The organism is Mucilaginibacter angelicae, assembly GCF_042434235.1.
Lineage (GTDB): Bacteria > Bacteroidota > Bacteroidia > Sphingobacteriales > Sphingobacteriaceae > Mucilaginibacter > Mucilaginibacter angelicae.
In genome coordinates this window covers 277,996-303,835 of the sequence record NZ_JBHLTS010000078.1, presented here as the reverse complement: position 1 = coordinate 303,835, position 25,840 = coordinate 277,996, and the positions used below count along the sequence as shown (strand labels likewise).

Here is a 25,840-nt window from a genome sequence, read left to right as displayed (position 1 = left end):
TACAAATACCTTATTGAAATTCAATGATCACTTTATCATTCAGATTAAGCCCCAGCAGGCCGCTTGCATTGCCTTTGTTTATGGCTATTTCCAGATGATCGCTGATGCCAAATAAGCAAAGTTTTTCGCCGACAGGCACTTCGTTATAATGCCAGCTTAAATGGTTAATGGTTTCGTTTCGCTTAAAGTTAAGCACAAAACGCCTGCCTTGTTGTACGCTGTTAAAAAACTCCTTGGTAATATTGGTTATCACATTCTGAAATGAATCGATATAGATCACCACGCCTTTGATCAGGTTTTTTTCGATAACAGGCTGTAAATTCATTTTATTTTCGATATCGTTCACCGGCAGGCCTATCTCGTTCAGTTTACCGCCCTTAGCCAAATGACAGGCTGTTTTTACAAAGATATCGGCCAGCGGAAAATGCAGAAATTTAAGGTCCTGCATAATGTTGATCTCAACTATTTCTTCAGGGGCCTCCTCAAACATCAGTGAAAAAATGCCATTATCTGCACCTACAAAATAGTGCTTTTTATAGCGGATAGCAAGGTATTTGGTATGGTCATTATAAACGGTATCAATCCCTATCAGGTGTACGGTATCTTCCGGAAAATAATGAAAGCTGTTTTTGAGTATAAAAGCAGCCTGCTGTACGTTAAAGGCCGCTACGCTGTTGGTAATATCAACAATATTTACTGTAGGCAACAATTTGTAGATACTGCCTTTTAACGCAGCCTGGTAAATATCTTTATCGCCTAAATCAGTAGTTAATGTTATAATTGCCATTAATTTTATAAATATTTATTGCTAATCTTGTAGTAGCATTTGAAGCTACAAATATTCAATTTTTAATTCATAAAAATCTGTAACTAAAAAATCAAATTACTATTGAACGAACTTAAGCTATCAATTGAAAACGTGAACCCTGCAGTATTGTGGGGGCCAAATAATGATCATTTTGAGATCATTAAGAAACAATACCCCAAGCTTAAAATCGTTGCCCGTGGCAGTGAAGTGAAGATTTTGGGCGATGAAAATGAGATCAATATTTTCCAGGAGAAGTTCACTCACCTGATAAATCATGTTGAGAAATTTGAGAATCTTAACATAACCGACCTCGAGCGTATTCTTGGTTCAAGAGCCAGCAATACCACCACCGTTGCTGAACCAATTGCTGTTGATAAATTTGCAAGCGGCGAAGTAATTGTATTTGGGCCAAACGGCATTATGGTTAGGGCCCGTACTACCAATCAGCGCCGTATGGTTGACAGTATTAACAAAAGCGATATCCTGTTTGCCATTGGGCCTGCCGGTACCGGTAAAACTTATACTGCAGTAGCCTTAGCTGTAAGGGCGCTTAAAAACAAAGAAATTAAACGTATTATACTGACCCGGCCGGCCGTTGAGGCAGGGGAGAACCTCGGTTTTTTACCGGGCGACCTTAAAGAAAAGATCGACCCGTACCTGAGGCCCTTATATGACGCGCTTGATGATATGATCCCGGCCGAAAAACTGAAGGTTTACCTGGAGAACCGTACCATTGAGATTGCACCGCTGGCCTTTATGCGTGGCCGTACTTTGGATAACTGTTTTGTGATTTTGGACGAAGCCCAGAATGCTACTGATATGCAGCTGAAGATGTTTTTAACCCGTATGGGGCCATCGGCAAAATTCATAGTAACCGGCGACGTAACGCAGATAGATTTACCTAAAAAACAACAATCGGGCTTACATACCGCTTTAAGGATCCTGACGGATATTAAAGGCATTGAAATAGTGTACCTGAGCGGCGAAGACGTAGTAAGGCACAAATTAGTACGTAAGATATTAGAAGCTTACGGGGATATACAGTAATTAGAGGTAAGTTCATAGTTCATAGTTGATGGTTCATGGTATTAAATGCAGATCAGCTATGAACCATGAACCATCAACCATGAACTAACACACATGAACGCAATAAACGAAACACATTTTAACTTTCCCGGCCAAACGGCTTTTTACAAAGGGAAAGTACGCGATGTTTATACGATAGATAATAAATACCTGGCCATGGTTGTTACCGACCGCATTTCGGCCTTTGATGTTGTACTGCCAGAAGCAATTCCTTTTAAAGGACAGGTACTTAACCAGATTGCTGCCCGCTTTTTAGAAGCAACGGCAGATATTGTTCCAAACTGGGTTATTTCGGTTCCGGACCCCAGTGTTACCATTGGCCGTATTTGTGAGCCGTTTAAGGTGGAGATGGTGATCCGCGGTTACCTGGCCGGTCATGCCGCACGCGAATACAGCGCAGGCAGGCACCATGTATGTGGTGTTGCTTTGCCCGAAGGCTTAAAAGAGAATGACATACTGCCCGAACCTATCATTACGCCAACCACCAAAGCATCGGTAGGGCATGATGAAGATATTTCGCGCGAGGAGATCCTGGCAAGGGGCATTGTATCTGAAGAAGATTATGTTAAGCTTGAAGCTTATACCCAGGCTTTGTTTAAACGCGGTACCGAAATTGCAGCCAAACAAGGTTTGATACTGGTTGATACCAAGTACGAATTTGGTAAGGTTGACGGACAGATTTACCTGATTGACGAGATTCATACACCCGATTCATCGAGGTATTTTTATAAAGAAGGATACGAAGAACGCCAGCAAAAGGGTGAGCCCCAAAAACAGCTTTCAAAAGAGTTTGTTCGCAGGTGGCTTATCGAAAATGGTTTTCAGGGTAAAGAAGGCCAGGTAGTGCCGGTTATGACCGAAGGGATTGTTAATTCGATATCTGAACGTTATATTGAGCTTTACGAACAGATCATTGGCGAAACATTTGTTAAGCCTGCGGAAGGCAGCGTACTAACCCGCGTTGAAACGGCAATTAATAACGCGCTGAGTGTTATGTAATTTTAAAATATCCATAAAATATTTATCTTAGCTTATTAAATTTAATAAGAATGAAATTTACTGTAGATAAACACGAGAAATATATATTATTGAAGCTTAATGAATCAAAGTTAAATTCAATAGTAACTCCTCAGTTAAAATCAGAGTTGATTTTGATCAACACAGAGGGTCAGCGCAACATTATTCTCGACTTGTCGCAGGTGAAATACGCCGATTCATCGGGCTTAAGCAGTTTGCTGGTTGGTCATCGCTTGTGTAAAAATGCTACAGGTTCCTTCATTTTGGCAGGTTTAAATGATGCGGTTGCCCGTTTGGTAACCATATCACAATTGGATAATGTATTAACCATTGTTCCAACTGCCGAAGAGGGTGTCGATCATATTTTTATGGAAGAGATTGAAAAAGAGTTAAAAAAGGAAGCACGATAAACCATTTTATTGTTTACCTATTATGAAATTTGAGGTAACAATACTTGGCAGCAGTTCCGCAACCCCCATCTTTAACAGAAATCCCACTTCACAGGTGCTCAATATCAACGAGCGCCTGTATTTAATAGACTGCGGCGAAGGTACGCAGCAACAAATGCTCCGCTTTGATATTAAAGCCAGCCGCATTGATCATATTTTTATAAGTCATCTTCACGGCGATCATTATTTAGGCTTGGTTGGTTTGCTCTCATCCATGCACCTTAACGGGCGCAAAAAGCCGCTTAAACTGGTGTGCCCGGTACAGCTCAAAGAAATAATTGACCTGCAATTAAAATATTCAGACACCGAGCTGCAATTCCCTGTTGAGTATATATTTACTAATGCGCAACAAAGCGAAGTGGTGATCAACAATAATGATGTTGTTGTGGAAACCATACCGCTTGATCACCGCATTGCCTGTACCGGCTTTTTGTTTAAAGAAAAGAAGCGGCTCCGTAAGCTGATCAAAGAAAAAATAGAAAAGCTTGATATTTCGGTTGCTTACTATTCGGTGTTAAAAAAGGGGGGAGATTATACAGATGAAAAAGGCACTGTTTATAAAAACGAGAGCCTGACCATTGATTCGGCCGAGCCTAAAAGCTATGCTTACTGCTCGGATACGATGTATAATGAAAGCTATTTTGCGCAAATTGCCAATACTACGCTGCTTTATCACGAAGCTACTTTTTTAAATGATATGCTTGACAGGGCGGTTATAACCCATCATACCACAGCGTTACAGGCCGGGGAGATAGCCCTGAAAACCAATGCTAAAAAACTGCTGATAGGCCATTTTTCGGCCCGCTATAAAACTCTGAACGAGTTACTGGATGAGGCTAAAATAAATTTCCCCTCAACTGAACTTGCAATTGAGGGGAAAACCTTCTTTATAGAATAGTTTTTAGAGCTGAAAGCTTAAGGCAAAAAGCTGAAAGCTCAATCAAGCTTTAAAGCTTTAGGCTTTGTGCATTCAGCTTTTAGCTCTTCCTTAATCCTTTTTACCACCGAAAACCGAGAAGCTTACGTAGCGTTTTGGATGTGCCTTTAAATCAATAAACAGGTTGTTGAGGTTGTTTGATGCATCGGTAAGGTTTTTGTACATCTTATCATCGTTAAGCAATAAACCTAATGAACCCTGGCCTGAGTTGATCTTGGCAATAGTTGCCTGTAAATCGGCCATGGCTTTGTTTGCATTGTCAAGTGTTTGTTTAAGGTTAGCGGCTGCTAAATCATTACTAACCTTTTCAAAGTTAGCTGTCATGCCGTTAAGATGGGTTGTACTGGTTTTTAAGCTGCCCGATACCTGTTCGGCATTGGTGAGTATGGCATCGATATGGCCGGTTTGTGAACCTACAAGGCGGTCAATCTTTTTGGTGGTTCCTTCAAGCGTTTGCAATGAGTTGGCAATGCTCATGAAGCTGCGGTCGATGTTTTTCTGAAAGTTAGGGTTCAGGATCTTATTAACAGCGCTTAATGACGAATCGAGCTTAGACATTAGCATTTCTGCCTTTTTTTGTATCGGCTGCAGGCTTTCGGCAAGGCTGCCCTGGATGTCGGCTTTAAGCGTATCCTGATCTTCGGCAGGTACATTGCTGTTCCCTAACTCAAAAACAATAGCTTTGCTGCCCAGCAAATCGGTACTTTCAAGCTTGGCAAGGGTGTTTTTAGGCACAACTACGTCAGGTTCAATTTTAAATTCAACCACGGTATGCCCGTCAGGCTGAAGTTTCATTTTAGAAATGCGGCCTATCTGGTAACCGTTAACCAATACTGGCTTAGAAACGGTTAAGCCTTCAACACTGTTATAAATAGCGTAGTATTTATTTGATCCGGAAAAAATATCATTACCGCGTAAATAACTGTAACCTAATATGAGTATAGTAATTGCTATTGCCGTGAGTGCACCAATTTTGGTTTCGTTAGAGATTTTCATTAAGTAGAGTTTATGCGTTAATTGTGTTTAAGGCTATAAACCTGCAACGAGGCTTATATGTTTTATTATGTACGTTTTATTTATGCAGAATGTAACGGTTTGGCTTTTATAATTATTGCGAAACCTGTTCCATCTCTTTTTTATAGCTTGTTAATGCACGGATAATGGAAGCTACGATCTCGTTTTGTCCATCTTCCGAATTAAGGTATTTTTCATCATCAGGGTTATTGATATAGCCGGTTTCAACCAGTACCGATGGCATTGCGCTGTGGCAAAGTACATAAATACCCTGTTCCCTGATACCTTCACTTCGCCTTCCGTCAGTATCAACAAACTCGCCGTTAATTAACGTAGCCAGTTTAATACTTTGCTGCCTGAACTTTCTTTTATACTCGTTTGTTAAAATAATGGTCATCGGATCATTCGGATCCAATGCGCCGCCGTCAAGTTCTGATTCTTCACCTACCTGGTTTTTCTGAATGGCGCTTTCTTCTTCGCGGGTACGGTGTAAACCGTAAACCAAAATCAGTACGCCTTTGCCAGATCTGTCCGGAACCCTGACGGTACGATATACTGCTTTATGACGCTTAGTGCCAACTTTTTCGCGAACTGTTCTGTCAGATAATGAGTTACAGTGAAGCGATATAAAAAGCTGTCCTTTGTTTTCATTAGCTATTTCGGCCCGGCGTTCAAATGAAACATCATCTTCGGTGGTACGGGTCATTACAGCTTTAACGCCGGTTAATTCTTTTTCTATAGCGGCCTGCAATTTAAAGGCAATAGCCAGCGTTACATTCCTTTCTGACGAATAAGAGCCCGATGCACCATGAGAATAATGACCTGTAGAGGCTGATGGTTTGCCGCCATGCCCCGGGTCGATAATAATTGTTTTGATCTTAAAACCGGTACTGTTGACAACGGTATCCGTTTGAAGACGAAGCTTATTGGTTACAATAGAACTGTATGATTTAAGAGGAAAAAATGAAAGGAGAACCAGCAATACCCACAAACTATAAATCAATCTTTTCAATGCCTTATTTTTCATTATTTTTGAACGCTGTTAACTATATCTGCAAAAATACTATTCATAATCAATTTTGAAATTCATAACCTTTTTTTTTCTGCTTGCAATTATATTAATAGTAAACGGACTTGCTAATGCTGGTACTATTTTAACTAACAGCCATGGCAGGAGGCCTTTAACTGATACTATTATCAAACTTGATTCGCTTCGTGATAAGAAACTTCTTAAAGGTAAAAAATCCGGCTCAATTACGCCACTAAGAAATGGCAAACCGGTAAATTCTTTACCCGCAAATGATACCACCAAAAAGAACAAAAGTGGTATTCAGTCAGAAATAAAGGCAACTTCTGAGGATTCGACACATTCAGACAGGGATCACCAGATTAATTATTTTTATGGGAAGGCCCGTGTAACCTATGAGGATTTTGAGCTTGATGCCGATTATATCAGGGTTGATGAGAAAAACCACCTCATATTTGCACGGGGAAGCATTGATCCGCGCACACACCAGTATACGCGCAGGCCAATCATGAAACAAAAAACTGATAAGCCGGTAGCCTCCGATTCGCTTATCTTTAATTATCAAACAAAAAAGGTAAAGATCTATAACCCTGCATCTGAGCAGGAGGGCAACTTTATTTCGGGCGGGCAGGCAAAAAAGCTCAATGACGATGAAGTAGCATACCGTAACGTAATTTTCAGTACCTGCGATCTGCCTTACCCCGATACACACTTTGGTATAGTGATAACGCGTGGTATAGGCGAAAAGAAACGGATCATATCGGGGCCGGCCTACCTTGAAATTGAAGGGGTGCCATTGCCGCTTGCTATTCCATTTGGCTTTTTCCCTAAGCCGGACACCAGGACATCTGGGGTTATTTTACCAACTTTTGGTGAGGACAATACCCTTGGCTTTTATTTGAAAGGGCTGGGATATTATATAGGTATAAGCGATTATGTTGATTTAACTACCACGGGCTCTATCTATTCAAAAGGTTCGTACGAGTTAAGCAGTACTGCCCGGTATCTGAAAAGATATAAATATACAGGTAACGTTACCCTGAGTTTTGGCTCACATAACTATGGTTTGGAGGGGGATCCGGCTACAAAAGATGCACATATTTACTGGTCGCACGTGCAGGATGCCAATGCTAATCCTGGTTCAACTTTCAGTGCTTCGGTTGATGCAGGTACTTCCGGTTTCTTCAGCAACACGCCATCGGCAAGTAATTATAATGTTAATTCGATTGCTCAAAGTAGTTTGCGTTCAAGTATCGCTTACGGTAAAACATGGGCCGGTACGCCGTTTAACTTGAGTATCGGTATTTCGCACAGTCAGGATATAGCCCGTAAAACTGTGAATATCGAGTTGCCTACTATTGCCTTTGGCATGTCGTCAATAAATCCCTTCGATTCTAAAAACAGGGTTGGCGAGCAAAAATGGTATCAAAAAATCACCATCAGTTACAATTTGGTGGGTACCAACAAATTGAATGATATTCCTGAAGCACAATTGTTCAAAAGCGAAACTTTGTCAAAAAGGTTACAAAATGGTTTTCAGCACACTATCCCGGTAAGTTTAGGTTTAAACGTGTTAAAGTACTTTCAGTTTAATAATAGCATAAACTATACCGAACGCTGGTATTTTCAAAGCATTAATGAAAGGTTTGAAAGGGGAAGCATTGCAGGCTCAAACCAGTTAATTATTGATACCATACCGGGCTTTAAGCGTGCCGGGGAGTATAGTATAAGTACCGGTTTATCAACAAAGTTGTACGCTACCATAAATTTTAAACATGGCAACCTGAAAGCTATCAGGCACGTGGCTACACCATCAATAAGTTTCAGCTACCGCCCTGACTTCAGCGATCCGAGCTTTGGCTATTATAAAACAGCAGTAAGTACAGCTACGGTGCCTTATCCGTATACTTATCAAAAGTATTCTATTTTTCAGAACGGGGTTTACGGAGGGCCTTCGGCGGGTAAGCAGGCAGGCTTAAACTTCTCGGTAGATAATACGATAGAGGCAAAGGTGAAGGCTAAAAGCTCTGATACATCCGGCACCGACCGTAAGATCACCATTTTGCAGGGCCTGTCATTTTCGACCTTTTATAATTTCGCGGCCGATTCAATGAAGCTGTCGGATATCTCATTTTCGGGGCATACCGCTATTTTTAACCAAAAACTAAGTATTAGCTTTTCGGGGGTGTTTAGCCCGTACGTAACCAAGGTGAGCGATTCCATTTCCAATAATCAGATCGTAAAAACAAGCCGTTATATAAACAGGTTTGCCTGGCAGGACGGTAAATTTCCAACCTTAACAGGTTTGAATATCTCCATGGGCGGAAGCTTGAACTCGACCAAGGCAACGCCTGGCAATGCAGCCCTGAATACCATTGCAACTATGAACACCACCCAGGCCCAAAGATTGGCCCTGGTAAACAGCGATCCGAATGCTTATGTGGATTTTAACGTTCCGTGGAATATCTCGCTTAACTATAGTTTCAGCTATCAAAATTATTTGAATAATAAAAATACCAGCAATACGCTTCAGATTTCGGGCGATGTGAACCTTACACAAAAGTGGAAGATCCAGTACACCACCACATATGATATAAAGGCTGCTAAGTTTGCCAGTGCAACTTCCTTTTCCATATATCGCGATCTGCATTGCTGGGATTTAGCGTTTCAGTGGATCCCTTTTGGAGTATATAAAATGTATAACGTAACTTTAAAGGTGAAGGCGTCTATCCTGCAGGATTTGAAACTGAGCAAGAAAAGCGATTACAATCCACAATCATCTTTTTATTAATATAAAAATGCTGGCAGAAATAATTACCATCGGCGACGAAATACTTATCGGACAAATTGTTGATACAAACTCGGCCTGGATGGCTACCGAACTTAATAAAATAGGTGTAAGGGTAAAGCAGATCTCATCAATAAGCGATGATAAGGAACATATCCTGAAAGCATTAGCCGAAGCAGCTAACCGGGCCAACATCATTTTTATAACCGGCGGCCTTGGCCCAACAAAAGATGATATTACCAAGAAAACCCTGGCCGAATACTTTGGCGTTGAACTTGTTGAAAACAAGGAAGCACTTGCCAATGTAGAACGCATTTTTGCCAAATATAACCGCCCTTTGCTGGAGGTTAATAAGCAGCAGGCGCTTGTTCCTGCCAATTGTGAAGTTGTGCTTAATGAAAATGGCACTGCTCCGGGAATGTGGTTTAATCAAAATGGTGTTATCTATATGTCCATGCCGGGCGTGCCATTTGAGATGATGTACATGATGGAAGGACAGGTGCTGCCTAAAATTAAGGCTACCTTAAAGCTGCCTGTAATTATCCATAAAACACTGTTAACCGTTGGTGAAGGCGAATCATTTTTGGCAGAACGGATTTCGGATATCGAAAATGATCTGCCATCGCATATAAAACTGGCATACCTGCCCAAGTTAGGCCAGGTGCGTTTACGCTTAAGCGCCTTTGGTGAAAACGAAACCACTTTACAAAAAGAAGTTGATGTGTTTGCAGCCCGTTTTATTGAGCGGATTGGTTCGCCATTTGTTATTGACCGGGATATTCCGCTTGAAAAAGCTATATTAGACCTGATGGAAAGCAACGGCCTTACCTTATCAGTAGCCGAAAGCTGTACCGGAGGTTATCTTTCACATTTGTTTACCCAGCATCCGGGTTCATCGCACGTGTTTTTAGGCGGTGCGGTATCGTATTCGTACGAGTTAAAGGAGAGTATTTTGGGGGTTAAGAACGAAACTTTGTGGCAGCACGGGGCAGTTAGCGAAGAAACTGTTAGAGAAATGGTAGAGGGTGCACTGTTAAATTTCAAATCGGATTTGGCTGTTGCCATTACAGGGGTTGCCGGTCCGGATGGCGGAACGGAAGACAAACCCGTTGGTACTGTGTGGATTGCAGTTGCAGGAAAAGGGAAATCATTTATAAAGAAATACACATTTGGCACTAAACGCCGGCAAAACATTGAAAGAAGTGCTATAATGGCCCTGTCAATGTTGAATACTTTACTTACTGAAATTAAAAAGTAAAGATTTAAATACATAATTTTGGGGTTAAACTATATTCTACTGTATGGCCAAATACCAACTGTTATTGCCAAAAATGGGAGAGAGTGTTGCCGAGGCAACCGTTATCAAATGGATAAAAAATCCGGGTGATAAGGTAAATGCCGATGATGCGGTAATGGAAATCGCTACCGATAAAGTTGACTCGGATGTACCTTCACCTGTAACAGGTAAGTTAGTTGAACAACTGTATAAAGAAAATGATGTTGTGCAGGTTGGGGCGGTTATAGCAATTATTGAAACTGAAGAACCTGAAGCAGCACCTGTAATTGTTCAGCCGGAAGAAGCTCCTGCAGTTCAACCTGTCGAAGAATCCAAGATAGCAGAATCAACTTATTACGAAACCGTTCAGTTTACTGAAACTGCAAAAACTCCTGAACCTGAATTAAACGAAGTTCAATCTGGAAATTTAGCGGGTATTCCGGGTATTGATCAGCTTGAGCAAAAAAGTTCACTGGCTGTTCCTGCATTTAAATCGGAAGGGCGTTTTTATTCGCCACTGGTAAGAAATATTGCATCCCAGGAAGGTATCAGTACTGATGAACTTGATAGTATCCCCGGAACCGGTTCTGAAGGTCGCTTAACCAAAGATGATTTGTTGAATTACCTGCAGGCAAAAACTTCGCCTGCTGTTCAAAATACGCCGCCACCGGCCCCGGTTGAGCCGGTTAGTGCTCAGCCTGCCGAACCTCCAAAAGAAGCACAACCGGTTGCTGAACAAGTAAGCACAACTGTACAGGAACCGGTGCCGCAGCCGGTAATTACTGAAGTTCCGGAACCTGCAAAAACAGAAACACCAAAAGCTGCTCCTGTTGAGCAAAGACCTACCCCGGCTACTTCTGTATCGGGTAGCGATGAGATCATAGAGATGGACAGGATGCGCCGTTTAATTGCCGACCATATGGTGATGAGCAAGCAAACATCGCCTCACGTTACCTCTTTTGTTGAAGCAGATGTTACCAACCTGGTATTATGGCGCGAAAAGGTAAAGAACAGCTTTGAAAAACGCGAAGGTGAAAAAATAACCTTTACGCCTATATTTATTGAAGCAGTGGTGAAAGCCATTAAAGATTTTCCGATGATCAACGTATCTGTTAATGGTACACAGATCATCAAGAAGGCGGCAATCAATATCAGCATGGCAACAGCTTTACCAAGCGGTAACCTGATAGTACCTGTAATTAAAAGGGCTGATGAACTTAACCTGGTTGGCTTAACAAAAGCGGTTAACGACCTGGCCAACCGTGCACGCATTGGTAAATTATTGCCTGATGATGTAAAAGAAGGTACGTTTACCATCACCAACGTTGGCTCCTTTGGCAATGTTATGGGGACGCCTATAATTAACCAGCCGCAGGTTGCAATTTTGGCTGTTGGAGCTATCAAGAAAAAACCGGCCGTTATTGAAACCAAAGAGGGTGATATGATCGCTATACGCCACATGATGTTCCTGTCATTATCATATGATCACCGCGTTGTAGATGGGGCCTTAGGAGGCTCCTTTGTAAGGCGTGTGGCTGATTATCTGGAGAAATGGGATAGCAGCAGGGAGGTATAAACTCTTTACTATATAAAACAAGGAACGCCGGGCAATTTTGCCCGGCGTTCCTTGTTTTGGGACTATATCGTTCGGAAAATGAATTTTAAATTTTTACTAATGAAGCACATAAATAGCTGCCGGTGTTAAAACCCCTGCAAATCATGCTTACAGGTCAAATTGTGTGAAAATTCGTATTAACTTTGCCTTTGAAAATGGCTTACAAGTATATTGATAATTACCGCGAACAGGGTGCCCGTAAAAGATTGGTTGATGTTTTAAGAAAGAAAGGAATTGGCGACGAACACGTTTTAGAGGCTATTGGTAAGGTAAAACGTCATTGCTTTTTTGATGAAACTTTCTGGAACCAGGCTTACAGGGATATCGCGTTCCCGATAGGCGAGGGGCAAACCATATCGCAACCCTATACTGTGGCCTATCAAACCGAATTGCTGCATATCCGTAAAGGGGATAAGGTACTTGAAATTGGCACAGGTTCAGGTTATCAAACCTGCATTCTGCTTGAGCTTGGTGCTACTGTTTATACTATTGAGCGCCAGGAAAAGCTATATCACCGCACCAAATTTGTATTGCCTAATGAAATGGGCTACAATGCCCATTTTTTACTGGGCGATGGCTCCATCGGCAAAGCCGAATATGCTCCTTACGATAAGATCATTGTAACTGCCGGGGCCCCAACCGTTCCTGAGATACTGTTAAAACAATTAAAAATAGGCGGCATCCTCGTTATCCCCGTTGGCGATGAAGAAACCCAAAAGATGGTTACCATACTAAAAGTAGGCGATAACGACTACGAAAAGATTGTGCTTGACACCTTCAGGTTTGTGCCATTGGTAGGGGATAAGGCTTGGTAAGCCCGCCCCCAACCCCCTAAAGGAGGAGCTTCTTAGCATGATTAATCAAATATTGAAAATTAACAAGGCCCGGATTTTAAACCCGGGCCTTGTTAATTTATGCCAATCAAAAACCCCCCTTTTAGGGGGCTGGGGGGCAACTACCTTTTCATCACCCTGTCCAGTTCTATCTTGGTATCGCGTTCTTTTAATGTTTCGCGTTTGTCAAATGTCTTTTTACCCTGTGCAAGACCGATCTCGAGCTTTGCAAAGCCACGTTCGCTGATAAATAATGCAAGTGGGACTATGGTTAGCCCACGTTCTTCACCGCGGGTCTGGAGTTTTTTAAGCTCTTTTTTGTTTAACAGCAGGATCCGGTCGCGTTTGGCTTCATGGTTATAGAATGAGCCAAATGAGTATTCAGAGATGTGCAGGTTGCGTACATATAACTGGTTGTTAATGAAAGTACAAAAAGCATCGTTAATGTTAGCCTTCCCCTGCCTTATCGATTTGATCTCGGTACCCAGCAATTGTATGCCGGCTACGTACTTATCAAGTATATGATATTCAAAGTAGGCCTTTTTATTTTTTATATAGATCTTATCCTCGCTCATAATTAATCAACCGCAAACTTACAAAATTAGTTTGACTGTGGCTTTACCACCAGCACCGGCACGTTAACCTTGTGCCTTACAGAATTTACGGTGGTACCAAATATAAGGTCTTTCAGCGCCTTGTGCCCGTGCGAGCCCATTACAATAAAATCAACCTTTTCATCTTTAACAATCTCGGCAATGGCGCTGGCCGGGTTGCCATAACCAATTTGCCCCTGTGCGTTATAACCAAGATTTTTCAGGGTACATACGTATTTGTCAAGATTATCAAAGTCGATTTGGGTTTCATTGTCCAGTACCTGGCCGCCGTAATAACGCGCACCGGCGGTTTCAACAACATGTATCAAGGTGTAGTCGGCTTTTTTGCCGCCCTGCATAATGGCGTGGCGAAGGCAGTCGGTATCATTTTTTGAAAAATCGATAGTTATGGCAATATGGCTATAAGTGATCGCATCAAGTTCGGTAATAGCATTGGCTATACCATGTGGTACAATAGCAGGCCTGTCATAATGTTTAAATAGTAATGGCCGTATAAAAACGTAGATCAGCAATATGGCTACACCAATAACAATCGGAACCACTATAGTATAGATCCATATTGATGACGGGTTTCCGCTTACCCAATCGACAATTTGTTCATACACCAGTTTGGCATTTAATGCAACAATTAAAAGTGCGCTTGCCCATGCTAATGCCCTTGTTTGGAAATTGATGGCAAATTTGCCCATCCTTTTCCTATCGGATGTAAAATGGATGAGAGGAATTACTGCAAAGCCCAGTTGCAGGCTTAATACTACCTGGCTTAAAATAAGCAGCTTTCCTAAGCCCTCTTCGCCATAATAAAGTATGGTGAACACTGCAGGCACAATAGCCAGTATGCGGGTAAGCAGCCTGCGTAACCAGGGCTCTATGCGCAGGTTGATATGCCCTTCCATAATGATTTGCCCGGCAAGCGTACCTGTAATGGTTGAGCTTTGTCCTGAAGCAATCAAGGCTATGGCAAATAAGGTAGGCGCTATCGTGCCAAAAATATGCTCCAGCAGCTTAAACGCATCCTGGATCTCTGCTACTTCAAAATAACCGTTCCTGAAAAAGGCGCTTGCAGCTAATATCAAAATGGCTGCATTTACAAAAAAAGCAAGATTAAGGGCTATAACAGTATCAAAAAGATTAAACTTAATAGCGGCCCTGAAACCTTCTTCTGTACGGGTTATTTTGCGGGTTTGCACCAGCGACGAATGCAGGTATAAGTTATGCGGCATTACCGTTGCGCCAATAATACCTATAGCTATATAAAGCATTTGCTGGCTGATCTTATCGCCTTTAAATAAGTTAGTGGGAATGAAGCCCTTTGCTACCTCTATTACATCCGGCTTAACAATAAACATTTCGACCAAAAAGGAGAGCCCGACTATAAAGATCATCGAAATGATAAACCCTTCAAGTTTGCGCATGCCCTTATTCATCAGATAAAGCATGAGTATGGTATCGGTAATGGTTAACGATACCCCCCAGATTAATGGCAGGTGAAACAGTAGCTTTAAACCAATGGCCATACCAATAATCTCGGCCAGGTCACAGGCAATAATGGCTATTTGTGCAAGTATGTATAAACAAAAGTTTGCAAAACGGGGGTAGGAGTTTTTTGAGGCCTGTGCAAGATCGAGCCCGCGCACTATACCCAACCGGGCTGCAAGCGACTGTAGCAATAACGCTATCAGATTTGATACAAACAGCACCCATATCAGTTTATATCCAAAAGCGCTGCCACCGGCAATATCCGTTGCCCAGTTGCCGGGGTCCATGTAGCCTACACTTACCAGGTAAGCCGGGCCCAAAAAAGCCATCAGCTTGCGCCAGCCGGTTTTATTTTCGGTGGTTACAGATCCGTGTACATTGCCTAAAGATTCGTTGTGTGTGTTATTCATAGGGCTATAAGCAGGTTGTTGGCTACCTCACGGCTGATATGCACTTCTTTATTGCCGGTTTGTACCACTACCGAGTGGTCATATTCAATAATATCGGTGATCATTATTTTGCAGCCGATGGTAAGCTGTTGTTTATCGAGGTATTGTAAAAAAGATGAACTATGATCGCGAACGCCGGATATAATGCCGCTTTCACTTATCGCTATCGCCGAAACCGGTTTTAATTCATGGGTATTAAAGCGGCCATTACAATCAGGTATCGGATCGCCATGGGGGTCGTGTTTGGGGTAACCCATAAATTCGTCAAGACGGTCAATCAGCTCTTCGGATGAGATATGTTCCATTTCTTCGGCAAGGTCATGTACCTGATCCCATTTAAAATTAAGTTTCTCCACCAAAAAGTATTCCCATAGCCGGTGCTTGCGGATTATGCCTATCGCTATCTTTTCGCCTGATGGGGTAAGATTTACGCCCTGGTAAGGGGTATAGTTGATGAGCGCCTTATCGGCAAGCTTTTTCAGCATGTCGGTAACCGAAGATGCTTTGGTATTTAGCGAGGATGCGATTTGATTTGTACTCGCATTTCCATCATTTACAGCGAGATGATAGATGGCTTTTAAGTAGTTTTCCTCGGCTAAGGTATTCATTTAAACAAATCTAATAAAAAATTTAGACTAATCTAAAAAAATAAACGTTAGGAAATATGTTTTCGTTGAAGTACTTTAAAGAAAAATTAAATTTTGCGAAGCAAGGAAAATACTATATTTGCATACAACTATGGCCGCCGAATTAGATAAAATAGACCTACAAATACTCAAGATTTTACAGGAAAACGGAAGGATAACCAACCTCCAGTTGTCTAACGAGATAGGGCTTTCGCCAGCACCTACTCTTGAGCGAGTGCGTAAACTTGAGAACGCTGAATACATTAAAAGCTACCACGCGCTGGTAGATGAAGAAAAGTTAGGATTAGGGATCAAAACCTTTATCCAAATCTCGCTTGATTTTCATCAAAAGAACACCATTCAAACTTTTTTGGATGAGATCAAAACTATTAAAGAAGTTACCGAATGCCATCACGTAACCGGTCAGTGCGATTTTTTGCTGAAAGTATACGTACGCGACATTAAATCATATGAGCAGCTCATCATGGAAAAGATCAGCCGCATTACCGTGGTAAAAACATTCCAAACTATGATGATCATGTCCACCAGTAAAAAGGAGCCGATAGTGCCCCTGGAATATTAGAGGGCAAGAGTCAGGACAGTAAGAGTCAGGACATCAAGATACAAGAATCAGGAAGAAGAAAATCCCCGGGAAACGGGGATTTTCTTTATTATGGTTATCTTGTAAATAGTCTTCCGCTCGTATGCCGGATTCTTAAATCCTTATTCCTTCTTTGTAGTTTTTTCAGTATTCCTGTTATAAATCTTTATCGCTTTCAGATAATTTTTCCATTGAATGCTTTCAATGGCGTCGAGGTCGTCACCAATCATTGCCCTCAGATTTTCCTCGTTGTATTGAACAATCGGCCCGTTGTTAAGCTGAATGCCAACTATGGATTTGGGATTAAACATTTTCCCCTCCTGTTCACTTAAAAGCGAGTATACGTTGATGGAACCGCTTATAACTTTAAACATCCAGCAGCTGTCTTTAGCAACACCTGTATAATAATAGGGGGATGAGGTAATAACAGCGTGCTTTTCACTTGGTGAAGGCGTAAGGTTGCGTGCTATTTCAACGGTTTGTTCGGGATAGATTACCTGCTCCCTGTTCGTGTCTGTTTTTGCCAATGAATGATCAATGAACAGCAGGTAGCTTTTATGGGCATAGGCATCTACATAAATCCTGGAATTAACTTCTTTTTTAGTTCCGTTGAGCATCGTTACTAAAAATGTATATTCAGGATTGCTGGTGCTTTTATTGTTATTGCTCCAAAATGTCCACATGGCAAGGGGCGTTTGCTGCCCCATTTGCAAATCCATGTTCTGCCTGTTAACCGTGCTATTAACAGCAGGCAATCCGCTTTGGGCAAATGCACAATTTGCCAGGATAAAAAGAAGAAAAATTGGAGCGTACTTAATTACAGGTTTCATAATATAAAGTTTAGATGGGCTAAATATATGAAACCAGTTTAACCAAAATGTTAACTATTACTGATACTGGATATAAACAGGAGCAGGCTTCAAACTCAAAACTTCTTTTGGTGTAAGCATCCTGTGAGGTTCGTTTTTGATGTCGTTTTTATAAAAAAGTTTAAACCCGGTAAATTGAACAGGCTCTTCGGAAATGAAATATTTATAAGTGCCTTTTTTTAATTCAGGGCCGCCCCAGCCATCCATGTCCATCACTACCTGTACTTCAGGCCTTAGTTTAATATCCTTATAATTGGTCACCATACGTTTGGTAAAGCGGTGAACCACAAATATTTTTGGCGGCAGGTCATTCTTTTTTACCAGTTTGGCCAGGTAACCGGTTACATAATTAATATCATCAGCATCAAAAGTACCAATGCGCTTGCCGGGTACGCTGCCTTCCTTCATGGAAAATTCCGGGTCGATACCTAAATGAACGTTAGGCATTTTCATGTACTTCTCCAATAAAGGCAACTCGGTTTGTACCGTACTGAAGCCAACCTGTATATCTAAAAATACAATGGCATTAATACTTTTGGCCCAGCTTAACACTGTGTCTATCTGTTTAAAGGGCATCCGCAGATTATGAAGGCCGTTGCGCCCGGCATCGGCCTGGGCGGTTACACAGATATAATGCAACGCCGGGACTACACTGGTGGCTGTATCGGCCTTTTCCCAGTTTTTAACTTCTTCCTTTAATTTATTGAGCATGGTTTTACGGGGATATTGCCCGAGTATGCCCATGTTTTTTGAGTAAAGATTGCCGTAGAAAGCTACAATGCGGTTAAATGGTAAAATAGCACCGGGCAGGGGATACTCTTTAGTCTTCACCGGCCAGCGTCCGCTTTTGTCGCCATTGGCAATTTTCTTCATCAGTGAGTCGTACTTTAAAGTATCCAGCATTGATGTTTTTGCAGTAGTATCGCGAAAGTGTTTGCGGGTTGCAGCACAGGCCGTATTAGTTACAGCAATAAAAATAAATAGGACGAAAGCAGATATTGTCTTTTTCAAATTTTAAGATTTTTGACTTGATGAGCAATATCTGTGCCTATTCAATGCTTTTGCCCCGCATAGCTGTACTTATAGCCTGATCCATGAGGCGTTCTGCAAAAGGACGGGTAAACTCGTTAAGCTCGTCAATGCTTTTCAATATCAGGTCTTTATCACCGCTGGTTAGCGCGTCTTTTAATTTCTGTACAAGTTTTGTAGTATCTGCTATTTCAGTGATAGAAACATAGTCGGCATTTTTTTGCAGGAAGCGTTCAACAGTATAAACCATTTGTTCACCTTCGGTACGTGCCTCAATAAGCATCCGCTGGCTTACATCATCCTTGGCGTGGGTAATACTGTCCATCAACATTTGCTCTACCTGCTCGTCGGTAATGCCATAGGTTGGTTTTACTTCAACTTCCTGTTTTACGCCTGAACGAAGCTCTATTGCCTGTATGGTAAGGATACCGTCGGCATTCAGTAAAAAGTTAATATCAACCTTAGGGAAACCAGCCGGCATGGAAGGGATGCCTTTTAAATCAAATTCGGCGAGTTTACGGTTCTCTTTGATCAGGTCGCGCTCGCCCTGGTAAACGGCAATTTTCATGTTCACCTGTCCATCTATTGATGTGGTGTACTGCCTGCCGCCTTTGGTTGGTACCTTAGAGTTACGGGGAATGATCACATCCATCAGGCCGCCCATGGTTTCAATACCTAAGGATAGGGGCGTAACATCAAGCAATAAAATATCCTTACGGTTACCGGCCAAAATATCAGCCTGTATAGCAGCGCCCAAAGCAACTACTTCATCAGGGTTTACATCATCATGTACCGGGCGACCGAAAAATTCGGCAACCATACGTTTTACCAAAGCTGTACGGGTTGAGCCGCCAACCATAACCACCTCGTCAATCTGGTTGATGGTTAGTTTAGCGTCTTTAAGTGCGTTTTGACAGCTGGTGATGGTTTGCTGCACTTTGGGTAATATCAGTTCTTCAAAAGTAGTGCGGTCAAGCGTACACCAGATGTCGCCTATTTTATCGTTAACCATGCTTTGGTGAGCAAAGGCTTTTTTAGCTTCTTCGGCTTTCAGGCGCAGTTGCTGAGCTAATTCATTATTGGCCAAAACTTCTGTCCTGTTAAGCTGGTTCTTTTCAATCCAATAATCAACAATAATGCGGTCAAAGTCATCGCCGCCTAAAAATGTATCGCCATTGGTTGAAAGTACTTCAAAAATACCATTTTGGATCTGCAGTATGGATACATCAAACGTACCGCCGCCAAGGTCATAAACGGCAATGGTTTTTGTTTCTTCGGGGTTTAAGCCTATGCCGTAGGCTAAACTTGCAGCTGTAGGCTCGTTAACAATCCGTAAAACATCAAGCCCCGCAAGTTTACCGGCATCGCGGGTAGCCTGGCGCTGCGAATCATTAAAATACGCAGGCACGGTGATCACCGCACGGTTAACCGGGGTTTTAAGGGCATGCTCGGCTCGGGCCTTAAGCTCTTTCAGGATCTGGGCGGATAGTTCAATAGGGGTGTAGAATTTATCGCCTACCTTGATCTTTACCAGGCTCTCGGTATCGTCATCAATTACTTTATAGCTAAAAAAGTCTTTGTAGTTTTCAATATCATGGTAACTGCGACCCAGTAAACGCTTAACCGAAAATATGGTGTTTTGCGGATCGGTTATCAGAAACTCTTTTGCCTCATTACCAACCAAAACATCCCCGGTGGCGCCAAAATGCACTACAGAGGGCACCAGTACGCCTTTGCCGGCATCATTAATTACCTGCGGGTTTTTATTAGGGTTGATGAATGCTACCAGCGAGTTGGTGGTACCAAGATCGATACCTACAATGATCTCTTCTTTTTGTAATGAGCCTGTTGCCAGGTTGATAGAAACTTTAGCCATTATATTAATTTAACAAAGGGCAAATGTACTTAGTTTTAAGCGATGCATTGTCGTTTTTAATTCAGTTTTGTTACAAATAAGCAACAGGTTATTTCATTTAGCTGACAAACAAATGCGGCTTAATTCATCTTTTTATAAAAAATAATAACATATGGAAAAGCGTGAATTAGGCAGATCCGAACTATATACAGCGCCACTGGTTTTTGGCGGTAACGTTTTCGGTTGGACTGTTAAAGGCAATGATGCCGCCGTTTTACTGGACGCGTTTTTAGATGCCGGTTTTAACACAATTGATACCGCCGATGTGTACACCCGCTGGGTTGAAGGCAATAAAGGGGGAGAATCGGAAACGGAGATAGGCAAATGGTTAAAGCAAAGCGGTAAGCGCGATCAGGTCATTATTGCTACAAAAGTGGGTTCGGAATTGGATTCGGAAAGAAAAGGTTTAAAAAAGGATTACATTATCAGAGCTGCCGAAGATTCGTTGAAAAGGCTGCAGACAGATTATATCGACCTGTATCAGACCCATTACGATGATCCTTCAACGCCGGTTGAAGAAACGCTGCGCGCTTATGATCAATTAGTGCAGGAAGGTAAAGTCCGTGCTATAGGTACATCCAACATGTCGGTTGAGCGACTACATGAGTCTTTAAAAGTGAGCGTTGAAAAAGGACTCATCGCATACCAAACCCTGCAGCCGGAGTACAACCTTTTTGACAGGGAAAAGTATGAAACCACCTATGAACCTTTTCTTAAGGAGAAAAATATTGGTGTAATTAACTATTTTTCTTTAGCCAGCGGTTTTTTAACCGGGAAATACCGTTCGGAAAGCGACCTGCAGGGGCATAGCCGGGCCCGTTCGGTTAAAAAGTATCTTAATGACCGTGGTTTTAAAATATTGAAAGCGCTTGATGACGCTGCCGCTCAGTACAACGTAAGCCAGTCGGCAATTGCTTTGGCCTGGTTAATTGCACGGCCAAGTGTAACTGCCCCAATTGTTAGCGCCACCAATCTTGATCAGCTTAAAGAGTTTGTCACAGCGGCCAATTTGAAGCTGAGCGATGAAACCATTGAAGTATTGAATACCGCGAGCGCTTATTAAATGTTCATTATGTAGTTTTAACAGCGCATTTTTCAAATGGAGGATGCGCTGTTTGTTTTTACCCAACTGGTTAACCGGCAAAATGCCGGTTTTGCATTGCTTAATAATTACATTGGTTTTTTTAATTAATTATTAAACAACAATGCCCTGTTATTTGCTTTTTTAAACACAAATGTTTTAAACATTTCCCGAAAAATACTTTATTTACTGAACAGAACCCTTTGTTTTAGAGTATAAAGGGTTTTCCCTAATTAATTTTTTATTTTAAATGGAAAAGCTGAAGCAGATTATTGGCTACGGCAAGCCAGACTTGTCGCTGGAGAACAAGTTATTTAATGCGCTCTCGTTGTTTATTTGCGTAAGCAGCGTTTTTTCGCTGATCTGTAATTTGTTTTTAGGTTTAAGCTACAAACTGGAGCTTGTGCAGCTTTTTGTGATCCTGATGTCGGGCTGGGCTTTTTACAGGAGCCGCTTTGTTAAGTATAAGGAGAATGTTGCCGTAATTTATATTTGCTTTGGCCTGGCTGCAATGGTTCCCGGCTGGTTTTACAATGGCGGTATCGGGGGCTCTACAACGCTTTCGGGAATTTTCTTTATTGTGCTCATAACCCTGCTGGTAAAAAGGCGGTACCATTATATTTTTATCGGTGCTTTAATAGCCATATTTTTAGGATGTTACTATGTTGAAAAGCGCTTTCCTGATTTGGTACAACCTTATGATAGTGCAGCATCAAAAGAATCTGACCTGATCACATCGGCAGTAACAAACGTTTTAATTGTTGGCTTGTTGGTAGGTTTTATCAAAAAAAGTCATGAAACCGATAAGCGCGACCTGATACGTAAAAGCGAAGAGTTACAGGCCTCGCAAATTGAGCTTTCGGCCTCGCGTGACCAGGCCGAGGCAGCTACATTTGCAAAGTCGAACTTCCTGGCCAATATGAGCCATGAAATCCGTACGCCGCTTAACGGTATCATTGGCACAGCACAACTGCTTTCCCGTACCAGTTTATTGCCCGAACAGCAGGAGCTGCTTCAAACATTACAATCCAGCAGTAACTTGCTGATCAATATCATTAGTGATATCCTTGACATCTCAAAAATCGAGGCCGATAAGCTGATACTGCGCCCGGTTTCAACGCATTTGCGCAACTGCATAAAAACAGTTATTGAAATTACCGAACCAGCCATAACTACGTTGCACAAACCCTTAAAGCTAACTTGCCAGGTTGATGACAATGTAACAAACTATGTAATAGCAGATGAAGGCAGGCTTCAGCAGATCCTTGTTAACTTAATAGGTAATGCCATTAAATTTACAGATGAGGGCAAGGTAAGGTTAAGGGTTACCGCATCTGAGATCAGGAATAATATCCAGGAAATAACTTTCAGTGTGAAAGATGATGGGATTGGGATAAGTGAAGAGGCATTAGCGCAATTATTTAAACCGTTTACACAGGTAAATACCACTGCTTTGCGCAAATACGGCGGCACTGGCCTGGGCTTGTCCATTTGCAAAAAACTTGTTGAAATGATGCAGGGCAGGATTTGGGTGGAGAGTAAGGAAGCTGAAGGCTCCTTATTTAGTTTTACTTTACCCTTACATGTTACTTATAGTTCCGCCACACTGGAGATGCAATCAGGCGAAAAAGAAGCATTTCAATACCGGCCCTTACGAATTTTATTGGCCGAGGATAATAAGATGAACCAACTGATAGCCAGTAAGATATTTAAAAAGGTTGGCTACACTATAGATATTGCCGAAAACGGGCTGGCTGCTGTGAATATGGTTGAGCAATGTAATTACGATTTGATATTCATGGATATTCAAATGCCCGAAATGGATGGCTTGCAGGCTACCCGGCATATTTTAAAGAAGCATGGAAAGGGCGCCCCGCCTATTATTGCCATGACAGCCAATGTACTTAGCGAAAATGAACGCGAATGCGCCCAGGCAGGCATGAAAGATTTTGTGAGCAAGCCCTTCACTTTTGAGCGCCTGGAAGATATCATCCAAAAATGGACATGATTTGTCAGTAAAGGGTACTAATCGTTGATTAGTACCATACAAAATAAAAATAGTACCATTAGTGGCAGAGCTATTGTGTGTAGTTTTGTATCATGTTACAAAGCATTCCAACAATTGATATTTGCACACTTGCTGATGATATAAAGCAGGATGAAATCCTGATCAGCAGGTTTGCCCCTTATCTGGATGCCCACAAAAACCTTTTCTTCCCTCACCGTCATTCTTTTTATCACCTGGTAATGTTTACCGATGGCGAAGGCTCACATACCATTGATTTTGAAAGCTTCGATGTAAAACCGGGCCAAATTTATTTTATGGTTCCGGGACAGGTACATTCATGGGGTTTTGAAGGCTTTACGGATGGCTATATCATTAACTTTTCAAGCTCGTTTATCCAGTCGTTTTTACTACGGTCGGGATATTTTGACAACTTTAACTTTTTAAACGGTAACCCAAAGGATGAGGTAATTGATTTACCTGCCGAGCAGTTACCGATGATCGTATCCCTTTTTGAAAGGATAATAGCCGAGGTTGAAAGGCCTGCTACTTTAGGCAGCGATATGGTAAGGGTGCTTATGCTGCAAATTTTCATCCTCATAAACCGCTGCCAGGGCAAGGGCGATAACTTTGGAAAGCAGGGCTATAATCAAACCCTCATCCGTAATTTTCAAAAACTGATTGAACAGCATTATATTGATGTAAAGCTACCTAAGGATTATGCCGAACTGCTTTATATCACCCCTAATCATTTAAATGCAGTATGTAAGGATGTGCTCGGCCTGTCGGCAGGAGAAGTGATCCGTAACCGTACGCTCCTTGAAGCAAAGAGGCTATTAACCAACCCCAGGCTTAACATAAGCGAAATTGCTTTCAACCTTAATTTTAGCGACAACTCATATTTTACCAAATTCTTTAAAAAAATAGAGGGCATAACCCCCGAAGAGTTCAGAAAGAAAATCTTAAACAATAAATCATAGTATTATGGAAACCCCTAAATATAAATTATCTGCATGGCCTGCCTTTGCAAACGCCAAATGTCCGCGTTGCAGGCGTGGCGATCTGTTCATTACCGGTATGTATGAATTTAAAGGGCAGGAGATGCATAAAACATGTTCACATTGTGGCCTGGTGTACGAGCGGGAGCCAGGTTATTTTTATGTAGCCATGTTTGCCAGTTATGCACTTAATGTTGCCGAGATGGTTACACTGGCAGTGGCAATTAGTGTTTTAACAGGCAGCAGTAATCCATGGTTGTATGTATCCATTATTTTAGGGGTGGCTGTAGTATTAGCACCATTTAATTACAGGTATTCGAGGGTGATGCTTTTACACTGGCTTACACCAGGTTTGCACTACCATCCGGAGATGAGTGAAGACAAGGCAGAATAATTTAATTGACTGAAATACATAGAGATGCCCTTGATTGAAAAATTAAGGGCATTTTCATTTAAACCAAAATCAGCGACTGCAGTCATAATAATAACAAGCTTGATTTATATAAGTTAACTAAGTATTTGAAATTAAGCTGTTTATAATTATTAAAAATCTATTGTCATGAAAGCAAAATTTAAATCACTGAAAGCCGATCTATATAATGTATTTGTAGCTGGTAATGCCGATGACAGGCAATTGGCCAAAGCATATTTTTTATTAGCGATCCCTTTGTTCGCTATATTTTTTGGCCTGGGTTCATTTCCAAAATTCTGATCATAAAAAAACAGTCGGTACATTTCTGTAACGACTGTTTACAACTGTTCCTAACTAATTAACTAACTATTAAACTAAATTATTTTTCGATTTGGTTTAGGCTAAAATAGTTTGCAGCGGCAAGCAAATTATTGACAGGGTGAATTTTGTGCCCGGCCTGATTGCCGCCGTTGGTATATTTGCTTAAAACATTATAGTAATGAAAATCCGGAAATATCAACCGGGTATTTACCCCCGAATTAAACAATGAATCCTTATCTAAATTAATACCGCTGCGTTCTGCAGGTTTGTCAAGTTTTTTTTCGGGTGTTGAGGCAAACATATTGGCGCATGCTATTAAAATAAGGGATGCCGCAACCAGAACAAGAAAATGGTAAAATAATTTCATAAGCAAGGTATAAGTTTTTTAAAAGTGTTTCTGAGCGTTCAGAAACAAATTATACTTCAAAAGTAACCAACGCTTTATAAAAAATAATCAGGGATTTCACCGTTTTGCGTACGTAGTTTTACGCATTTTTTAATAGATGTGGGTGAATAGTTAAATGTAGAAAGAAAATTTGATATAACGTTATAAGATCGATAAAAAAAAATTAAACTTTTTTTGTTACAAAT

General features: G+C 41.5%; 24 protein-coding genes. 14 read left to right on the top strand and 10 right to left on the bottom strand.

The window, feature by feature from the left end:
• Positions 1 to 10: 10 nt before the first annotated feature.
• Entirely contained in the window at positions 11 to 787 is a 777-nt protein-coding gene (locus ACFFGT_RS29545; RefSeq protein ID WP_377026117.1) for an SAM hydrolase/SAM-dependent halogenase family protein, read from the bottom strand.
• 102 nt (positions 788 to 889) lie between these two features.
• On the opposite strand from ACFFGT_RS29545, the gene ACFFGT_RS29540 reads away from it, so the two are divergent.
• From ACFFGT_RS29540 to ACFFGT_RS29525, 4 genes are all read left to right on the top strand, one after another.
• Complete coding sequence (locus tag ACFFGT_RS29540; protein ID WP_377026116.1) at positions 890 to 1,855, top strand: PhoH family protein; 966 nt, start codon at positions 890 to 892, stop codon at positions 1,853 to 1,855.
• A 93-nt stretch (positions 1,856 to 1,948) separates the two neighbouring features.
• A complete protein-coding gene (locus tag ACFFGT_RS29535) occupies positions 1,949 to 2,893 on the top strand; it encodes a phosphoribosylaminoimidazolesuccinocarboxamide synthase (protein ID WP_377026115.1) in 945 nt (314 codons plus the stop codon).
• Positions 2,894 to 2,943: 50 nt separating this feature from the next.
• Entirely contained in the window at positions 2,944 to 3,321 is a 378-nt protein-coding gene (locus ACFFGT_RS29530; protein ID WP_377026114.1) for an STAS domain-containing protein, read from the top strand.
• Between the two features lie 22 nt (positions 3,322 to 3,343).
• The gene (locus ACFFGT_RS29525; protein WP_377026113.1) at positions 3,344 to 4,258 is read left to right on the top strand and encodes a ribonuclease Z; all 915 of its coding nucleotides are present in this window, start codon (positions 3,344 to 3,346) and stop codon (positions 4,256 to 4,258) included.
• A gap of 90 nt (positions 4,259 to 4,348) precedes the next feature.
• Here the strand turns inward: ACFFGT_RS29525 and ACFFGT_RS29520 are convergent, their stop codons facing one another.
• Both ACFFGT_RS29520 and ACFFGT_RS29515 read right to left on the bottom strand, forming a co-directional pair.
• Positions 4,349 to 5,293: an MlaD family protein gene (locus ACFFGT_RS29520; protein WP_377026112.1), complete on the bottom strand. Its 945-nt coding sequence runs from the start codon at positions 5,291 to 5,293 to the stop codon at positions 4,349 to 4,351.
• 112 nt (positions 5,294 to 5,405) lie between these two features.
• Entirely contained in the window at positions 5,406 to 6,338 is a 933-nt protein-coding gene (locus tag ACFFGT_RS29515; protein WP_377026111.1) for an N-acetylmuramoyl-L-alanine amidase family protein, read from the bottom strand.
• A gap of 52 nt (positions 6,339 to 6,390) precedes the next feature.
• On the opposite strand from ACFFGT_RS29515, the gene ACFFGT_RS29510 reads away from it, so the two are divergent.
• From ACFFGT_RS29510 to ACFFGT_RS29495, 4 genes are all read left to right on the top strand, one after another.
• Positions 6,391 to 9,129 carry a putative LPS assembly protein LptD gene (locus tag ACFFGT_RS29510; protein WP_377026110.1) on the top strand — a complete coding sequence of 913 codons (2,739 nt, stop codon included), beginning with the start codon at positions 6,391 to 6,393 and terminating at the stop codon, positions 9,127 to 9,129.
• Between the two features lie 7 nt (positions 9,130 to 9,136).
• Entirely contained in the window at positions 9,137 to 10,384 is a 1,248-nt protein-coding gene (locus ACFFGT_RS29505; protein ID WP_377026109.1) for a competence/damage-inducible protein A, read from the top strand.
• 43 nt (positions 10,385 to 10,427) lie between these two features.
• Entirely contained in the window at positions 10,428 to 11,978 is a 1,551-nt protein-coding gene (locus tag ACFFGT_RS29500; RefSeq protein ID WP_377026108.1) for a dihydrolipoamide acetyltransferase family protein, read from the top strand.
• 194 nt (positions 11,979 to 12,172) lie between these two features.
• Complete coding sequence (locus ACFFGT_RS29495; RefSeq protein WP_377026107.1) at positions 12,173 to 12,832, top strand: protein-L-isoaspartate(D-aspartate) O-methyltransferase; 660 nt, start codon at positions 12,173 to 12,175, stop codon at positions 12,830 to 12,832.
• 140 nt (positions 12,833 to 12,972) lie between these two features.
• Here the strand turns inward: ACFFGT_RS29495 and smpB are convergent, their stop codons facing one another.
• Genes smpB through ACFFGT_RS29480 form a run of 3 tightly spaced genes read right to left on the bottom strand, consistent with a single transcriptional unit; the run spans position 12,973 to position 16,000 of the window.
• A complete protein-coding gene (gene smpB / locus ACFFGT_RS29490) occupies positions 12,973 to 13,425 on the bottom strand; it encodes an SsrA-binding protein SmpB (RefSeq protein WP_121224698.1) in 453 nt (150 codons plus the stop codon).
• A gap of 26 nt (positions 13,426 to 13,451) precedes the next feature.
• The gene (locus tag ACFFGT_RS29485; RefSeq protein WP_377026106.1) at positions 13,452 to 15,353 is read right to left on the bottom strand and encodes an Nramp family divalent metal transporter; all 1,902 of its coding nucleotides are present in this window, start codon (positions 15,351 to 15,353) and stop codon (positions 13,452 to 13,454) included.
• Positions 15,350 to 16,000 carry a metal-dependent transcriptional regulator gene (locus tag ACFFGT_RS29480; RefSeq protein ID WP_377026105.1) on the bottom strand — a complete coding sequence of 217 codons (651 nt, stop codon included), beginning with the start codon at positions 15,998 to 16,000 and terminating at the stop codon, positions 15,350 to 15,352. Before ACFFGT_RS29480 ends, ACFFGT_RS29485 begins: the two co-directional genes overlap by 4 nt.
• A gap of 130 nt (positions 16,001 to 16,130) precedes the next feature.
• Here ACFFGT_RS29480 and ACFFGT_RS29475 point away from each other — a divergent pair, with 130 nt between their 5' ends.
• Positions 16,131 to 16,601 (top strand): Lrp/AsnC family transcriptional regulator, encoded by a 471-nt coding sequence (locus ACFFGT_RS29475; RefSeq protein ID WP_119409338.1) that lies wholly within the window; start codon positions 16,131 to 16,133, stop codon positions 16,599 to 16,601.
• A gap of 140 nt (positions 16,602 to 16,741) precedes the next feature.
• On the opposite strand, the gene ACFFGT_RS29470 is transcribed toward ACFFGT_RS29475, so the two are convergent.
• Genes ACFFGT_RS29470 through hscA form a run of 3 tightly spaced genes read right to left on the bottom strand, consistent with a single transcriptional unit; the run spans position 16,742 to position 20,393 of the window.
• On the bottom strand, positions 16,742 to 17,449 hold the full coding sequence (locus tag ACFFGT_RS29470; RefSeq protein WP_377026104.1) for a hypothetical protein: 708 nt from the start codon (positions 17,447 to 17,449) through the stop codon (positions 16,742 to 16,744).
• Positions 17,450 to 17,506: 57 nt separating this feature from the next.
• The gene (locus ACFFGT_RS29465; protein ID WP_377026103.1) at positions 17,507 to 18,499 is read right to left on the bottom strand and encodes a hypothetical protein; all 993 of its coding nucleotides are present in this window, start codon (positions 18,497 to 18,499) and stop codon (positions 17,507 to 17,509) included.
• Between the two features lie 37 nt (positions 18,500 to 18,536).
• Positions 18,537 to 20,393 carry a Fe-S protein assembly chaperone HscA gene (gene hscA, locus ACFFGT_RS29460; RefSeq protein ID WP_377026102.1) on the bottom strand — a complete coding sequence of 619 codons (1,857 nt, stop codon included), beginning with the start codon at positions 20,391 to 20,393 and terminating at the stop codon, positions 18,537 to 18,539.
• A gap of 151 nt (positions 20,394 to 20,544) precedes the next feature.
• Between hscA and ACFFGT_RS29455 the strand changes: the two genes are divergently transcribed.
• From ACFFGT_RS29455 to ACFFGT_RS29435, 5 genes are all read left to right on the top strand, one after another.
• Complete coding sequence (locus tag ACFFGT_RS29455) at positions 20,545 to 21,495, top strand: aldo/keto reductase (RefSeq protein WP_377026101.1); 951 nt, start codon at positions 20,545 to 20,547, stop codon at positions 21,493 to 21,495.
• 268 nt (positions 21,496 to 21,763) lie between these two features.
• Positions 21,764 to 23,521, top strand: coding sequence for an ATP-binding protein (locus ACFFGT_RS29450; protein WP_377026100.1), 1,758 nt, complete (start codon positions 21,764 to 21,766; stop codon positions 23,519 to 23,521).
• A 92-nt stretch (positions 23,522 to 23,613) separates the two neighbouring features.
• The gene (locus ACFFGT_RS29445) at positions 23,614 to 24,498 is read left to right on the top strand and encodes an AraC family transcriptional regulator (protein WP_377026099.1); all 885 of its coding nucleotides are present in this window, start codon (positions 23,614 to 23,616) and stop codon (positions 24,496 to 24,498) included.
• Positions 24,499 to 24,502: 4 nt separating this feature from the next.
• A complete protein-coding gene (locus ACFFGT_RS29440; RefSeq protein ID WP_377026098.1) occupies positions 24,503 to 24,910 on the top strand; it encodes a DUF983 domain-containing protein in 408 nt (135 codons plus the stop codon).
• 165 nt (positions 24,911 to 25,075) lie between these two features.
• Positions 25,076 to 25,228 (top strand): hypothetical protein, encoded by a 153-nt coding sequence (locus tag ACFFGT_RS29435; protein ID WP_377026097.1) that lies wholly within the window; start codon positions 25,076 to 25,078, stop codon positions 25,226 to 25,228.
• 79 nt (positions 25,229 to 25,307) lie between these two features.
• On the opposite strand, the gene ACFFGT_RS29430 is transcribed toward ACFFGT_RS29435, so the two are convergent.
• On the bottom strand, positions 25,308 to 25,616 hold the full coding sequence (locus tag ACFFGT_RS29430; protein WP_377026096.1) for a hypothetical protein: 309 nt from the start codon (positions 25,614 to 25,616) through the stop codon (positions 25,308 to 25,310).
• Positions 25,617 to 25,840: the final 224 nt, after the last annotated feature.

Coding starts and splice junctions, on each gene's coding strand:
- ACFFGT_RS29520 (WP_377026112.1), bottom strand. CDS start 5,293: ATGAAAATCTCTAACGAAACCAAAATTGGTGCACTCACGGCAATAGCA.
- ACFFGT_RS29450 (WP_377026100.1), top strand. CDS start 21,764: ATGGAAAAGCTGAAGCAGATTATTGGCTACGGCAAGCCAGACTTGTCG.
- hscA (WP_377026102.1), bottom strand. CDS start 20,393: ATGGCTAAAGTTTCTATCAACCTGGCAACAGGCTCATTACAAAAAGAA.
- ACFFGT_RS29535 (WP_377026115.1), top strand. CDS start 1,949: ATGAACGCAATAAACGAAACACATTTTAACTTTCCCGGCCAAACGGCT.
- ACFFGT_RS29495 (WP_377026107.1), top strand. CDS start 12,173: ATGGCTTACAAGTATATTGATAATTACCGCGAACAGGGTGCCCGTAAA.
- ACFFGT_RS29480 (WP_377026105.1), bottom strand. CDS start 16,000: ATGAATACCTTAGCCGAGGAAAACTACTTAAAAGCCATCTATCATCTC.
- ACFFGT_RS29470 (WP_377026104.1), bottom strand. CDS start 17,449: ATGAAACCTGTAATTAAGTACGCTCCAATTTTTCTTCTTTTTATCCTG.
- ACFFGT_RS29445 (WP_377026099.1), top strand. CDS start 23,614: ATGTTACAAAGCATTCCAACAATTGATATTTGCACACTTGCTGATGAT.
- ACFFGT_RS29475 (WP_119409338.1), top strand. CDS start 16,131: ATGGCCGCCGAATTAGATAAAATAGACCTACAAATACTCAAGATTTTA.
- ACFFGT_RS29455 (WP_377026101.1), top strand. CDS start 20,545: ATGGAAAAGCGTGAATTAGGCAGATCCGAACTATATACAGCGCCACTG.
- ACFFGT_RS29485 (WP_377026106.1), bottom strand. CDS start 15,353: ATGAATAACACACACAACGAATCTTTAGGCAATGTACACGGATCTGTA.
- ACFFGT_RS29515 (WP_377026111.1), bottom strand. CDS start 6,338: ATGAAAAATAAGGCATTGAAAAGATTGATTTATAGTTTGTGGGTATTG.
- ACFFGT_RS29500 (WP_377026108.1), top strand. CDS start 10,428: ATGGCCAAATACCAACTGTTATTGCCAAAAATGGGAGAGAGTGTTGCC.
- ACFFGT_RS29545 (WP_377026117.1), bottom strand. CDS start 787: ATGGCAATTATAACATTAACTACTGATTTAGGCGATAAAGATATTTAC.
- ACFFGT_RS29440 (WP_377026098.1), top strand. CDS start 24,503: ATGGAAACCCCTAAATATAAATTATCTGCATGGCCTGCCTTTGCAAAC.
- ACFFGT_RS29435 (WP_377026097.1), top strand. CDS start 25,076: ATGAAAGCAAAATTTAAATCACTGAAAGCCGATCTATATAATGTATTT.
- smpB (WP_121224698.1), bottom strand. CDS start 13,425: ATGAGCGAGGATAAGATCTATATAAAAAATAAAAAGGCCTACTTTGAA.
- ACFFGT_RS29505 (WP_377026109.1), top strand. CDS start 9,137: ATGCTGGCAGAAATAATTACCATCGGCGACGAAATACTTATCGGACAA.
- ACFFGT_RS29430 (WP_377026096.1), bottom strand. CDS start 25,616: ATGAAATTATTTTACCATTTTCTTGTTCTGGTTGCGGCATCCCTTATT.
- ACFFGT_RS29525 (WP_377026113.1), top strand. CDS start 3,344: ATGAAATTTGAGGTAACAATACTTGGCAGCAGTTCCGCAACCCCCATC.
- ACFFGT_RS29530 (WP_377026114.1), top strand. CDS start 2,944: ATGAAATTTACTGTAGATAAACACGAGAAATATATATTATTGAAGCTT.